At 70.6% G+C, this 13,493-nt stretch carries 10 protein-coding genes; 8 read left to right on the top strand and 2 right to left on the bottom strand.

The window, feature by feature from the left end; all coding sequences use genetic code 11:
* The first annotated feature begins 261 nt into the window (after nt 1-261).
* From AB0B01_RS24830 to AB0B01_RS24805, 6 genes are all read left to right on the top strand, one after another.
* On the top strand, nt 262-1,797 hold the full coding sequence (locus AB0B01_RS24830) for a leucyl aminopeptidase (RefSeq protein ID WP_361723096.1): 1,536 nt from the start codon (nt 262-264) through the stop codon (nt 1,795-1,797).
* Between the two features lie 319 nt (nt 1,798-2,116).
* Complete coding sequence (lpdA, locus tag AB0B01_RS24825) at nt 2,117-3,505, top strand: dihydrolipoyl dehydrogenase (RefSeq protein ID WP_361723093.1); 1,389 nt, start codon at nt 2,117-2,119, stop codon at nt 3,503-3,505.
* 53 nt (nt 3,506-3,558) lie between these two features.
* Entirely contained in the window at nt 3,559-5,406 is a 1,848-nt protein-coding gene (sucB, locus tag AB0B01_RS24820) for a 2-oxoglutarate dehydrogenase, E2 component, dihydrolipoamide succinyltransferase (protein ID WP_361723090.1), read from the top strand.
* Nucleotides 5,407-5,533: 127 nt separating this feature from the next.
* Nucleotides 5,534-6,157: a GntR family transcriptional regulator gene (locus tag AB0B01_RS24815; protein ID WP_361723161.1), complete on the top strand. Its 624-nt coding sequence runs from the start codon at nt 5,534-5,536 to the stop codon at nt 6,155-6,157.
* 221 nt (nt 6,158-6,378) lie between these two features.
* Nucleotides 6,379-9,063 carry a pyruvate dehydrogenase (acetyl-transferring), homodimeric type gene (aceE, locus tag AB0B01_RS24810; protein WP_361723087.1) on the top strand — a complete coding sequence of 895 codons (2,685 nt, stop codon included), beginning with the start codon at nt 6,379-6,381 and terminating at the stop codon, nt 9,061-9,063.
* Between the two features lie 118 nt (nt 9,064-9,181).
* Nucleotides 9,182-9,700: a DUF4240 domain-containing protein gene (locus tag AB0B01_RS24805; protein ID WP_361723084.1), complete on the top strand. Its 519-nt coding sequence runs from the start codon at nt 9,182-9,184 to the stop codon at nt 9,698-9,700.
* A 24-nt stretch (nt 9,701-9,724) separates the two neighbouring features.
* Here AB0B01_RS24805 and AB0B01_RS24800 read toward each other — a convergent pair whose 3' ends face one another.
* A complete protein-coding gene (locus AB0B01_RS24800) occupies nt 9,725-10,495 on the bottom strand; it encodes an SDR family oxidoreductase (protein WP_361723081.1) in 771 nt (256 codons plus the stop codon).
* Nucleotides 10,496-10,581: 86 nt separating this feature from the next.
* Between AB0B01_RS24800 and AB0B01_RS24795 the strand changes: the two genes are divergently transcribed.
* On the top strand, nt 10,582-11,241 hold the full coding sequence (locus AB0B01_RS24795; protein ID WP_361723078.1) for a TetR family transcriptional regulator: 660 nt from the start codon (nt 10,582-10,584) through the stop codon (nt 11,239-11,241).
* A gap of 75 nt (nt 11,242-11,316) precedes the next feature.
* Here the strand turns inward: AB0B01_RS24795 and glnA are convergent, their stop codons facing one another.
* A complete protein-coding gene (glnA, locus tag AB0B01_RS24790) occupies nt 11,317-12,726 on the bottom strand; it encodes a type I glutamate--ammonia ligase (protein WP_361723075.1) in 1,410 nt (469 codons plus the stop codon).
* Nucleotides 12,727-12,911: 185 nt separating this feature from the next.
* Between glnA and AB0B01_RS24785 the strand changes: the two genes are divergently transcribed.
* Complete coding sequence (locus AB0B01_RS24785; RefSeq protein WP_361723072.1) at nt 12,912-13,379, top strand: RDD family protein; 468 nt, start codon at nt 12,912-12,914, stop codon at nt 13,377-13,379.
* Nucleotides 13,380-13,493 lie beyond the last annotated feature (114 nt).

Below are 13,493 nucleotides of genomic sequence, written 5' to 3'. Positions count from 1 at the left end.
AGGGACCCCACGCCCCCTTGCGAGAGTGCGTCGAGTCTCGCGGACCTCGTCAGGTCCAAAGGGCAAACCTGGAACAGAGACCACAGATGGGTGAACCTGGCGGCCTGCGCGTCGAACAACTTCCCAAACCTTCGAGTGGCGTACGGACGAGCCGCTACGCGTAGGCTCATTTCTGGCGGCCGTCGGGCCGGAATACGATCGAGACGGATGGCCGTCCACCCACTCGGCCCACAACACAAACGGAAGCGAGACTTCACCACCGTGACTGCTCTGACTCTCAGCACTGCCGGCGTGGCGACGCTGCGCGCCGACGCCCTCGTGGTCGGCGTGGCGAAGGGCCCGAAGGGCCCCGTCGTCGCCGCAGGCGCCGAGGCCGTGGACAAGGCCTACGACGGAAAGCTCGCCGCCGTGCTCGACGCACTCGGCGCCTCGGGCGCCGAGGGCGAGACCACGAAGCTGCCGGCCCCGGGCGGCCTGAAGGCCCCGGTCGTGCTGGCGGTCGGACTCGGCCCTGTCCCCGAGGAGGACGAGTCGTACGACGAGGAGGCACTGCGCCGCGCCGCCGGTGCCGCCGCCCGCGCGCTGCACGGCAGCAAGAAGGCCGCCTTCGCCCTCCCCCTCGACGACGCCTCCGCCGTCACCGCCGTCGCCGAGGGCGCGCTGCTCGGTGCGTACGCCTTCACCGCCTACCAGGGCGGCGAGAAGAAGGGCGCGGCCGCCAGGAACGGCGGACCCAAGCAGCCCCTCGCCGAGGTCGCCCTGCTGGGCGCCAAGCCGCGCGACAAGGAGCACAAGGCCGCGGTCGAGCGCGCCACGATCGTCGCGAGCGAGGTCAACATCGCCCGCGACCTGATCAACACCCCGCCGAACGACCTCACCCCCGAGGCCTTCGCCGCCGTCGCCTCCGCCACCGCGAAGGAGCACGGCATCAAGGTCCAGGTCCTGGACGAGAAGGCGCTGACCAAGGGCGGCTACGGCGGCATCATGGGCGTCGGCAAGGGCTCCGAGAACCCGCCGCGCCTGGTGAAGATCTCGTACACCCACCCCCAGGCCGAGAAGACCCTGGCCTTCGTCGGCAAGGGCATCACCTACGACTCGGGCGGCATCTCCCTCAAGCCGGCCGGCCACAACGAGACGATGAAGTGCGACATGTCCGGCGCCGCCGCCGTGTTCGCCTCCGTGGTCGCCGTGGCCCGCCTCGGCCTCCAGGTCAACGTCACCGGCTGGCTCGCGCTCGCGGAGAACATGCCGTCCGGCTCCGCCACCCGACCCGGCGACGTGCTGCGCATGTACAGCGGCAAGACCGTCGAGGTCCTGAACACCGACGCCGAGGGCCGCCTCGTCCTCGGTGACGCGCTGACCAAGGCCTCCGAGGAGAACCCGGACGCGATCGTCGACGTCGCCACCCTGACCGGCGCGATGGTCCTCGCCCTGGGCAACCGGACCTTCGGCATCATGGCCAACGACGACGCCTTCCGCACCGCGATCCACGAGATCGCCGAGGAGGTCGGCGAGGCCTCCTGGCCGATGCCGCTCCCTGCGGACCTGCGCAAGGGCATGGACTCCCCCACCGCCGACATCGCCAACATGGGCGAGCGCATGGGCGGCGGCCTGGTGGCCGGCCTCTTCCTCCAGGAGTTCGTCGGCGAGGGCATCACCTGGGCGCACCTGGACATCGCGGGCCCGGCCTTCCACGAGGGCGCCCCGTACGGCTACACCCCCAAGGGCGGCACCGGCTCGGCCGTGCGCACCCTGGTGCGCCTGGCCGAGCGTACGGCCACCGGCGACCTGGGCTGACGCGGTCCCGCGGCCCGTTCCCGGGCCGCGGTGTGAGACGTGACGCACAGCGGCCCCCTCGATACCACGTGATCGAGGGGGCCGCCGTGCTCACCCACAACGAAATCCGTAGGTTTCTACGCTTCGGTAACCCCTGCTTCAGGCAGAACGACCTGCCACAGTGCGGGCCCGGCGTCCCGCGTTCCCCCGACAAATGCGAAGATGGGTTCTCGGCAGGACAGGGCCCCCACCACAGGGCCGAAGAAACAAGCGGCCGATTACCAGCCGCCGCCCGGTCACAGAGGACCGGTGCCCGGCGCACATGCATGGAGGACGTGACGTGGCGAACGACGCCAGCACCGTTTTCGACCTAGTGATCCTCGGCGGTGGCAGTGGCGGTTACGCCGCGGCTCTGCGCGCATCCCAGCTGGGTCTGGACGTTGCCCTGATCGAGAAGAACAAGCTCGGCGGCACCTGCCTGCACAACGGCTGCATCCCCACGAAGGCTCTGCTGCACGCGGGTGAGATCGCGGACCAGGCCCGCGAGGCCGCCCAGTTCGGTGTGAAGACCTCCTTCGAGGGCATCGACATCGCGGGTGTCCACAAGTACAAGGACGAGATCATCGCGGGCCTGTACAAGGGCCTCCAGGGCCTGGTGGCCTCCCGCAAGGTGACGTACATCGAGGGTGAGGGCCGCCTTTCCTCGCCGACCTCCGTCGACGTGGACGGCCGGCGCATCCAGGGCCGCCACGTCCTGCTGGCGACCGGCTCCGTGCCGAAGTCGCTGCCGGGTCTGGTCATCGACGGCAACCGCATCATCTCCTCGGACCACGCGCTGGTCCTGGACCGCGTCCCCGAGTCGGCGATCGTGCTGGGCGGCGGCGTCATCGGCGTCGAGTTCGCCTCGGCGTGGAAGTCCTTCGGCTCCGACATCACCGTGATCGAGGGCCTCAAGCACCTCGTCCCGGTCGAGGACGAGAACAGCTCGAAGCTGCTGGAGCGCGCGTTCCGCAAGCGCGGCATCAAGTTCAACCTCGGCACCTTCTTCGACAAGGCCGAGTACACCGAGAACGGCGTCCGCGTCACCCTCGCCGACGGCAAGACCTTCGAGGCCGAGGTGCTGCTGGTCGCCGTCGGCCGCGGCCCGGTCTCCCAGGGCCTGGGCTACGAGGAGCAGGGCGTCGCGATGGACCGCGGCTACGTCCTGGTCGACGAGTACATGCAGACCAACGTGCCGACCATCTCGGCCGTCGGCGACCTCGTCCCGACCCTGCAGCTCGCGCACGTCGGCTTCGCCGAGGGCATCCTGGTCGCGGAGCGTCTGGCCGGTCTGAAGACCGTCCCGATCGACTACGACGGTGTCCCGCGCGTCACCTACTGCCACCCCGAGGTCGCGTCCGTCGGCATCACCGAGGCCAAGGCCAAGGAGATCTACGGTGCGGACAAGGTCGTGGCCCTGAAGTACAACCTTGCGGGCAACGGCAAGAGCAAGATCCTCAAGACCGCGGGCGAGATCAAGCTCGTCCAGGTCAAGGACGGTGCCGTGGTCGGCGTCCACATGGTCGGTGACCGGATGGGCGAGCAGGTCGGCGAGGCCCAGCTGATCTACAACTGGGAGGCCCTGCCGGCCGAGGTCGCGCAGCTCATCCACGCGCACCCGACCCAGAACGAGGCGATGGGCGAGGCCCACCTGGCCCTGGCCGGCAAGCCCCTGCACGCACACGACTGATCGTCACGGGCGCGACGACCACTTCCGCACTTTCGTTAGGAGCAACTGAAACCATGCCGGTTTCCGTAACCCTTCCGGCGCTCGGAGAGAGCGTGTCCGAGGGCACTGTCACCCGTTGGCTGAAGGCCGAGGGCGAGCGAGTCGAGGCCGACGAGCCGCTGCTCGAAGTCTCGACCGACAAGGTCGACACCGAGATCCCGTCCCCCGTCTCCGGCATCCTGGCCTCCATCAAGGTCGCCGAGGACGAGACCGTTGAGGTCGGCGCCGAGCTGGCCGTCATCGACGACGGCTCCGGCGCGCCTGCTGCAGCCCCGGCTGCCGAGCCGGCAGCCGCCGAGCCCGCCGCCGCCCCGGCGCCGCAGGCCCCGCAGGCCGCCCCGTCCACCGAGGTCGAGACCCCCGCCCCCGCGCCGACGGCCGAGGCGGCCGCCGGCGGCGCTTCTGCCGAGGGCACCGACGTCGTGCTCCCCGCCCTGGGCGAGTCCGTCACCGAGGGCACCGTCACCCGCTGGCTGAAGCAGGTCGGCGAGTCCGTCGAGGCCGACGAGCCGCTGCTTGAGGTCTCCACGGACAAGGTCGACACCGAGATCCCCGCGCCGGTCGCCGGCACGCTGCTGGAGATCCTGGTCGGCGAGGACGAGACCGCCGAGGTCGGCGCCCGTCTGGCCGTCATCGGCGTCGCCGGTGCCGCCCCGGCCGCCGCTCCGGCCCCGGCCGCTCCGGCTCCGGCCGCCGCTGCCCCGGCTCCGGCTGCCGCTCCGGCCCCCGCTGCCGCTCCGGCTGCTCCGGCCGCTGCTCCGGCTCCGGCCGCTGCTCCGGCTCCGGCTGCCGCTCCGGCCGCTGCTGCTCCGGCCCCGGTCCAGGCTGCCGCCCCGGTGGCCGCTCCGGCCCCGGTGACCCCGGCTCCGGCCGCTGCCGCTCCGGCTCCGGTCGCTCCGGCCGCCCCCGCCGCCCCGGCTCCGGCCGGCGACGAGGGTGCGTACGTGACCCCGCTGGTGCGCAAGCTCGCCTCGGAGTCCGGCGTCAACCTGAACACGGTCACGGGCACCGGTGTCGGCGGCCGTATCCGCAAGCAGGACGTCCTGGCCGCCGCCGAGGCCGCCAAGGCCGCCGCTGCCGCCCCGGCCCCCGCCGCCGCTGCCGCCCCGGCCGCCAAGGCTCCGGCCGCCGCGGTCTCCGAGCTGCGCGGCCAGACCGTCAAGATGACCCGCATGCGCAAGGTCATCGGCGACAACATGATGAAGGCACTGCACTCGCAGGCGCAGCTCAGCTCCGTGGTCGAGGTGGACATCACCAAGATCATGAAGCTGCGCGAGCAGGCCAAGGGTTCGTTCCTGGCCCGTGAGGGCGTCAAGCTCTCGCCGATGCCGTTCTTCGTCAAGGCCGCCGCCCAGGCGCTGAAGGCCCACGCGGTCGTCAACGCCCGGATCAACGACGACGAGGGCACCATCACCTACTTCGACTCGGAGAACATCGGCATCGCCGTGGACTCCGAGAAGGGCCTGATGACCCCGGTCATCAAGGGTGCCGGTGACCTCAACCTGGCCGGTATCGCCAAGGCGACCGCCGACCTGGCGGGCAAGGTCCGCGGCAACAAGATCACGCCGGACGAGCTGTCGGGCGCGACCTTCACCATCAGCAACACCGGTTCGCGCGGTGCGCTGTTCGACACGGTCATCGTGCCCCCGAACCAGGTCGCCATCCTGGGCATCGGTGCCACGGTCAAGCGCCCGGTGGTCCTGGAGACCCCCGAGGGCACCGTCATCGGCGTCCGCGACATGACGTACCTGACCCTGTCCTACGACCACCGCCTGGTGGACGGCGCGGACGCGGCCCGGTACCTCTCGGCCGTCAAGGCGATCCTGGAGGCCGGCGAGTTCGAGGTCGAGCTCGGCCTGTAACCAGCCTCACTGTCGGCGCCTCCGTCCGGGATACTCCCGGGCGGGGGCGCCGCCGTATTGTCTACGCATCAGGCCCGCCCACCACCGCGCACTTCCTGCCCACCCCTCAGGAGATGAAGCCCCGATGATCACCCCACCCGTCGTGCACTCGCTGCGCGAGCAGATCCGCGAGCACATCGTGGAGGGGATCGTCAGCGGGCGCTGGAAGCCCGGCGAGCGGATCGTGGAGCGGCGGATCGCCGTCGAGCTGGAGGTCAGCCAGACGCCCGTGCGCGAGGCCCTGCGCGAGCTGGAGACGCTGCGGCTGATCGAGTCGGCGCCGAACAAGGGCGTGCGCGTACGGAACCTCTCGGCGGCGGACCTGGAGGAGATCTACCCGGTCCGGGCCGGCCTGGAGCAGATCGCGGCCGAGCTGGCCGCGCCCCGGCTGGCGGCGGACTGCACGGCGCTGGAGCCGCACGTCGCGGCCCTGTGGGAGGCCGACCGGACGGAGGACGGGACCGCGCAGGTGCGGCACACCGTCGGGTTCCACCGGGAACTGGTGCGGGCGGCCGGGAACAGCGTGCTGCTGCACACGTGGGAGAGCCTGGGCATCGAGGTGTTCACCGCCCTGTCCATCCGGTGGCTGGGCACCGTCCAGAAGTCGTACGCGGAGGAGCACGCGGCCCTGGTGGAGGCCTTCCGCAATCGGGATCCGGACATCGGAGTGCTCGTGAAGCGGCATGTCCTGGGGTGCGCACCGAGGGCCTGACGGGCCGGCTTGTCCGGGTTTGCCCGGCACCGGGTGCCCGTATTGCTGGCACCCGGTGCCGACTTTCCCCGGATCGCCATTTCTTCGCCACTTTCATTTGATCGATCATCGATCAGCGATTTACAGTCATCGGCGGACCCCTACCCGGGTCCGCCGACCCTGTCCTGCCCGTCAGGGATTTCTTCACCACCTCTCCTTTGTCCGGAAGGCGGCGCACACCGATGTCCGACCCCGTAGGAAAGCTTCCGAGCGAGCTCGACCAGCTCCCGGACCGCGACACCGAGGAGACCGCCGAATGGGCGGCCTCCCTCGACGCCGTCGCCCAGGCCGCCGGTACGCGCCGCGCCGAATACCTGCTCCGCCGCACCCTCCAGCACGCCGAGGCCGCCGGCCTCGCCCTGCCGAAGCTGCTGGAGACGGACTACGTCAACACCATCCCCACCTCCGCCGAGCCCGCGTTCCCGGGTGACGAGGAGATGGAAGCCAGGATCACCGCGTGGAACCGCTGGAACGCGGCCGCCATGGTGACCCGCGGCTCCAAGTACGGCGTCGGCGGCCACATCGCCACCTTCGCCTCGGCGGCCTGGCTCTACGAGACCGGCTTCCAGCACTTCTTCCGCGGGAAGGAGGCCGACGGATCGGGCGACCAGCTCTACATCCAGGGCCACGCCTCCCCCGGCATCTACGCCCGCGCCTTCCTCGACGGGCGCATCTCCGAGCAGCAGCTCGACAACTTCCGCCAGGAGTCAGGCGGCAACGGCCTGCCGTCCTACCCGCACCCGCGGCGCCTGCCGTGGCTGTGGGAGTTCCCCACGGTCTCCATGGGCCTCGGCCCGCTGTCCGCGATCTACCAGGCGCGGTTCAACCGCTACCTGCAGAACCGGAACATCAAGGACACCTCGAACTCGCACGTCTGGGCCTTCCTCGGCGACGGCGAGATGGACGAGCCCGAGTCGACCGCCGCCCTGGCCCTGGCCTCCCGCGAGCAGCTCGACAACCTGACCTTCGTCATCAACTGCAACCTGCAGCGCCTCGACGGTCCGGTCCGCGCCAACTTCCGCGTGGTCCAGGAGCTGGAGGCCCAGTTCCGCGGCGCCGGCTGGAACGTCATCAAGTCCCTGTGGGGCTCCGCCTGGGACGAGTTGTTCCAGCTGGACACCACGGGCGCCCTGGTGCGCCGCCTGCGCGAGGTCCCGGACGCGCAGTTCCAGACGTACGCGACCCGCGACGTGGCCTACATCCGCCAGCACTTCTTCGGCGCCAACGCCGAGCTCGTGCAGCTCGCCGGCGTGCTGTCGGACGCGAAGATCGCCGAGTGCTTCCACAGCTCCCGCGGCGGCCACGAGCCCCGCAAGGTGTACGCCGCGTACAAGGCCGCCCTGGAGCACAAGGGCGCGCCGACGGTCATCCTCGCGCAGACCGTCAAGGGCTACACGCTGGGCGCCGGGTTCGAGTCGAAGAACGCGAACCACCAGATGAAGAAGCTGACGATCGACGAGTTCAAGGGCATGCGCGACCTGCTCGGACTGCCGATCCCGGACAGCGCCTTCGTCGACGGCGTGGTCCCCTACGGCCACCCCGGTGCGAACAGCCCCGAGGTGCAGTACCTGAACGAGCGGCGCGCGGCCCTCGGCGGCCCGGCCCCCGCCCGCAAGGTCCACCACGTGGCGCTGCCGGCTGCGGCCGAGCGCTCCTTCGCCCCGCTGCTCAAGGGCTCGGGCAAGCAGGAGATGGCCACCACCATGGCCTTCGTCCGCCTGGTCAAGGACCTGATGCGGGACAAGGAGACCGGCAAGCGCTGGGTGCCGATCGTCCCCGACGAGGCCCGCACCTTCGGCATGGAGTCCCTCTTCCCGTCGGCCGGCATCTACTCGCCGCTGGGCCAGACGTACGAGCCGGTCGACCGCGACCAGCTGATGTACTACAAGGAGGCCAAGGACGGCCAGATCCTCAACGAGGGGATCACCGAGGCCGGCGCCATGGCCGACTTCATCGCCGCCTGCACGTCGTACGCGACGCACGGCGAGCCGATGATCCCGTTCTACATCTTCTACTCGATGTTCGGCTGGCAGCGCACCGCCGACCAGATGTGGCAGCTCGCCGACCAGCTCGGCAAGGGCTTCATCGTCGGCGCCACCGCCGGCCGCACCACGCTGACCGGTGAGGGCCTCCAGCACGCCGACGGCCACTCGCACCTGATCGCGTCCACGAACCCGGCCTCGCTGAACTACGACCCGGCCTTCGCGTACGAGATCGCGGTGATCGTCAAGGACGGTTTGCGCCGGATGTACGGCGAGAAGCCGGAAGACGTCTTCTACTACCTGACGGTCTACAACGAGCCGAAGGTGCAGCCCGCGATGCCCGAGGGCGTCGAGGAAGGCATCATCAAGGGCCTGTACCGCTTCAACACGGCGGCCGACCTCGCCGAGGCGGCCCCGGCCGCCGACGCCCCGAAGATCCAGCTGATGGCCTCGGGTACGGCGATCCACTGGGTCCTGGAGGCGCAGCAGCTGCTCGCCGCCGACTGGAACGTGGCCGCCGACGTCTGGTCCGCCACCTCCTGGGGCGAGCTGCGGCGCGACGCGCTGGAGTGCGACGAGGCGCTGCTGCGCGGCGAGATGCGCACCCCGTACGTCACGCGCGCACTGGAGGGCGTGACGAGCCCCGTCCTCGCGGTGTCCGACTGGATGCGCCAGGTACCGGACCAGATCAGCCAGTGGGTGGAGCAGGACTACACCTCGCTCGGCACCGACGGTTTCGGCCTGTCCGACACGCGTGAGGGCGCCCGCCGCCACTTCGGTGTCGACGCCCAGTCGATCGTGGTGGCCGCGCTGGCGCAGCTCGCCCGCCGCGGTGAGGTTCCGGCGTCCTCCATCAAGGAGGCGCGCGAGCGCTACGGCCTGTAGGACACGGGCTCAACACGCCGAAGGCCGGTGTCCCACCCCCGCCAAGGGGGTCGGACACCGGCCTTTCCCCGTGTGCGCAGTGGCGGCGCGGGGGCTCACCCGTGATGCTGGAGCGGTGATGGACGAGACGGAGTTCTGGGAGATCGTCGACAGCACCCGCGAGGCGGCCGAGGGCGACCCCGAGGAACATGCCGAGCTGCTCGTCGAGCGGCTGGCGCAGCTCGACCCGGACTCCGTCCTGGACTTCGCCCGGCACTTCGAGTCCCGGTACAACCGGGCGTACACCTGGGACCTGTGGGGCGCCGCCTGGGTGCTGCTCGACGGGGCGAGCGACGACGCGTTCGACTACTTCCGCTGCTGGCTGATCGGCCAGGGCCGGGAGGTGTTCGAGGGGGCGGTGCACGATCCCGACCAGCTGGCGGACCTGCTCGGCGAGTTCGACGAGGAGATCGACGGGGACGGCGAGGAGCTGGGGTACGCGGCCGACGAGGCGTACGAGCAGCTGACCGGCGCGGTGGCCCCGGACCTCGGGATCCCCCTCCAGGCGGCGGAACCGGAGGGCACCCCGCTGGACTTCGAGAACGAAGCCGTCCTGGCGGAGCGCTTCCCCCGGCTGTGGGACCGCTTCCGGGCATAGGGCCGGCCGACCGGCCCGGGGGCTCTAGTAGTGCGTGCCGCCGTCGATGCGGATCTCCGTACCGGTGATGAAGGCGCCGTCCTCGGATCCCAGCATGGCGACGACACCGGCCACGGTCTGCGGCCCGGCGAAGCCCTGGCCGATGGCGGGGGCGAGCTTGGCGAACAGGCTCCAGTCGGTGTCCTCGGGCAGGCCCGGGCCGTTGCCGGTGGTCATGCCGCTCTCGATGGAGCCGGGCGCCACCGAGACGAAGCGCAGGCCCTGCTTGCTGTACTCGGCGGCCAGGGCGTGGGTCATGGACTGGATGCCGCCCTTGCTGGCCGCGTACGCGGACATGTAGGGGTGGGCGAAGGACGCCGAGGTGGAGCTGAAGTTCACGACGACGGGCTGGTCGCCCTCCAGCAGGGCGGGGAGCGCCTCGCGGACCATCAGGAAGGTGCCGGTGAGGTTGACCCCGATGACCTTGTTCCACAGGTCGAGCGTGGTCTGGTGGGTGTGCGCGGAGCGCAGGATGCCGGCGGCGTTGACGAGGACGTCGAGCCCGCCGAGTCCCGCGACGGCGGCGGCGACCCCGGTCCGTACCGCGGCCTCGTCGGATATGTCGAGGACCGCGGTGGTCAGCCGCTCTGCGTGGCCCGCGGCGGCGGCCGCGTCGGCGGTGCCCTTCAGCCCGGCTTCGTCGACGTCCACGGTGTGGACGCGGCCGCCCTCGGCCAGGATGCGGTGGACGGTGGCCCGGCCGATGCCGGAGCCGCCGCCGGTGATGAGGACGCGGCGTCCTTCGTAACGGTTCATGGAGCGAGCGTACCGGCGGCATGACACGTTTTGCCATACTGACAAACCATGTAATTCCAAGCGGGTCCGGGGAGTAGGCTTCCCCCGTGAGATCCCCTCGTCCGTACTCCCCCTCGCCCGGCCCCGGGGCCCAGTCGCTGACCGAGCGCCGCAAGGCCGCCACCCAGCTCGACATCGCGCGCGCGGCCTGCGCCCTGTTCGCCGAACACGGGCCCGACGGCACCACCGCCGAGGACATCGCCCACCGCGCCGGTGTCGCGCTGCGCACGTTCTACCGCTACTTCCGCAACAAGCAGGAGGCGGTGGCCCCCCTCCTCGCCACCGGGGGCGACGCCTGGCGCGCCCTGCTCGCGGAGGAGCACCCGGGCACCCCGCTCGGTGAGGCCCTGGAACGCGCGGTCACCCGCTCCCTCAGCGACCCGAGGGCGGTCGGCGAGGGCCTGGAGGTGACCCGCGGCCTGCTGCGGGCGGCTGCGTCCGACCCGGCGCTGCGGGCGGTCTGGTACCGCGTGAACCAGGACTCCGAGGAACACCTGGTCCCGGTCATCGCCCGGCTGGCGGGCCCCGCCGCGGACCCGCTCGCCGTCCGCCTTCTCGCGGCGGCGGCCACGGACGCGATCCGGGTCTCCCTGGAGGTCTGGTCCGGGACCGACACCCCGCCCACGGGCCCGGACTCCCCGGCCGAACTGGCCGTCCGCTCCCTGCGGGAGCTCACCCGCGGCATGGCGATCCTGTCCGGGCCGTGAGGACGCGGACAACGGCAGAGGCCCTGCCGCTCTCCGAGGAGAGCGGCAGGGCCTCTGTCAGGGCTTGCCCGGTTCTTAGATGTCGAAGTACATCTCGAACTCGTGCGGGTGCGGGCGCAGCGCGATCGGGGCGATCTCGTGCGTGCGCTTGTAGTCGATCCAGGTCTCGATGAGGTCCGGGGTGAAGACACCGCCGGCCAGGAGGTACTCGTGGTCCTCCTCCAGGGCCTTGAGGACGGCGTCCAGGCTGGTCGGGACCTGCGGGACGCTCGCGTGCTCGTCCGGGGAGAGCTCGTAGAGGTCCTTGTCGATCGGCTCCATCGGCTCGATCTTGTTCTTGACGCCGTCGAGGCCGGCCAGGAGCAGCGCCGAGAAGGCCAGGTACGGGTTCGACGACGGGTCCGGGGCGCGGAACTCGACGCGCTTGGCCTTCGGGTTGGAGCCCGTGATCGGGATGCGCATGGCGGCGGAGCGGTTGCGCTGCGAGTACACCATGTTGACCGGCGCCTCGAAGCCCGGCACCAGGCGGTGGTAGGAGTTCACCGTCGGGTTGGTGAAGGCCAGCAGCGACGGGGCGTGCTTGAGGATGCCGCCGATGTAGTAGCGGGCGGTGTCCGAGAGGCCCGCGTAGCCGGCCTCGTCGTAGAAGAGCGGCTCGCCGCCCTGCCACAGCGACTGGTGGACGTGCATGCCCGAACCGTTGTCACCGAAGATCGGCTTCGGCATGAAGGTCGCGGTCTTGCCGTTGCGCCAGGCGACGTTCTTCACGATGTACTTGAAGAGCATCAGGTCGTCGGCCGCGGCGAGCAGCGTGTTGAACTTGTAGTTGATCTCGGCCTGGCCGCCGGTGCCGACCTCGTGGTGCTGGCGCTCGACCTGGAGGCCCTGGGCGTCCAGCTCAAGGGAGATCTCGGCGCGCAGGTCGGCGAAGTGGTCGACCGGGGCGACCGGGAAGTAACCGCCCTTGTAGCGGACCTTGTAGCCGCGGTTGTTCTCCTCGGAGCCGGTGTTCCAGGCGCCGGCCTCGGAGTCGATGTGGTAGAAGCCCTCGTTCGCGGTGGTCGCGAAGCGCACGCTGTCGAAGATGTAGAACTCGGCCTCGGGACCGAAGAACGCCGTGTCGGCGATACCGGTGGAGGCGAGGTAGGCCTCGGCCTTCTTCGCGATGTTGCGCGGGTCGCGGCTGTAGGCCTCGCCCGTGATCGGGTCGTGGATGAAGAAGTTGATGTTGAGCGTCTTGTCCTTGCGGAACGGGTCCAGACGCGCGGTGCTGATGTCGGCACGCAGCGCCATGTCGGACTCGTGGATCGCCTGGAAGCCGCGGATCGAGGAACCGTCGAAGGCGAGCTCCTCCGCCGGGTCGAACGCCCGCGCCGGGATGGTGAAGTGCTGCATCACACCAGGCAGGTCGCAGAAGCGGACGTCGACGAACTTGACGTCGTTCTCCTCGATGTACTGCTTCACTTCGTCGGCGTTCTGGAACATCCAACTCCTCCTACTCCCGGTCCCGGGGCAGGGACGGGCTTTATAGCTCGTGGTGCGTCAGTGCGGTGCCGCACGCTGACCCGACCATAAGCAGACGGGATTTCTCAAGCATGACCCATTTGTTTCGCACAAGTTAACCAGGGTCCGGCCGGAAGGCCGCGGAGCCGCACAGGTACCGTGTTCGGGTGGACAACAGGCAAGCAATCGGATCATGGCTCTCCGGCCCCCGTGCGGCCGCCGAGGACATGGGTGTCGACCTCGGCTACCCGGGGGAGCGGCTCGGCCTGCCCCGGCAGGGCCCGGGCTCCGCGGCCCGCTTCGGGCGCCGTCTCGGCGCCGTCGCCGTCGACTGGATCGGCTGCCAGCTCATCGCGTACGGACTGATCACCGGCGGCGGTGGGACCGCGACCGGCAACTGGACCCTCGCTCTCTTCGTCGCCCTGAGCGTCCTCACGGTCGGCACCGTTGGCTTCACGCCAGGGAAGCGGCTCCTGGGGCTGCGGGTCGTCGCGGAGGGCGGGGGCCGCCTCGGCTTCGGCCGGGTGGTGCTGCGCACGCTGCTGCTCGCCCTGGTCATCCCGGCGCTGATCTGGGACCGGGACGGCCGCGGCCTGCACGACCGCCTCGCCCGGGCCGTCCAGGTGCGGATCTGAGCAAGCCGGGCGGTACGCCGCTCCGGGCAGCACGAGCAGTACGTCGCACCGTCACGTCACACGCGTCACGCACGCGCACGTCACAGGGGCGCCCCCCGAGCCGATCGGCTCGGG

It is taken from the genome of Streptomyces sp. NPDC044571, assembly GCF_040647115.1.
Taxonomy (GTDB): domain Bacteria; phylum Actinomycetota; class Actinomycetes; order Streptomycetales; family Streptomycetaceae; genus Streptomyces.
The sequence above is the reverse complement of the archived record's forward strand: the minus strand, read 5'-3'. Positions and strand labels throughout refer to the sequence as shown.

Excerpts from the sequence above, each read along its gene's own strand:
- sucB (WP_361723090.1), top strand. The coding sequence starts at position 3,559 with ATGCCGGTTTCCGTAACCCTTCCGGCGCTCGGAGAGAGCGTGTCCGAG.
- aceE (WP_361723087.1), top strand. The coding sequence starts at position 6,379 with ATGTCCGACCCCGTAGGAAAGCTTCCGAGCGAGCTCGACCAGCTCCCG.
- AB0B01_RS24805 (WP_361723084.1), top strand. The coding sequence starts at position 9,182 with ATGGACGAGACGGAGTTCTGGGAGATCGTCGACAGCACCCGCGAGGCG.
- AB0B01_RS24800 (WP_361723081.1), bottom strand. The coding sequence starts at position 10,495 with ATGAACCGTTACGAAGGACGCCGCGTCCTCATCACCGGCGGCGGCTCC.
- glnA (WP_361723075.1), bottom strand. The coding sequence starts at position 12,726 with ATGTTCCAGAACGCCGACGAAGTGAAGCAGTACATCGAGGAGAACGAC.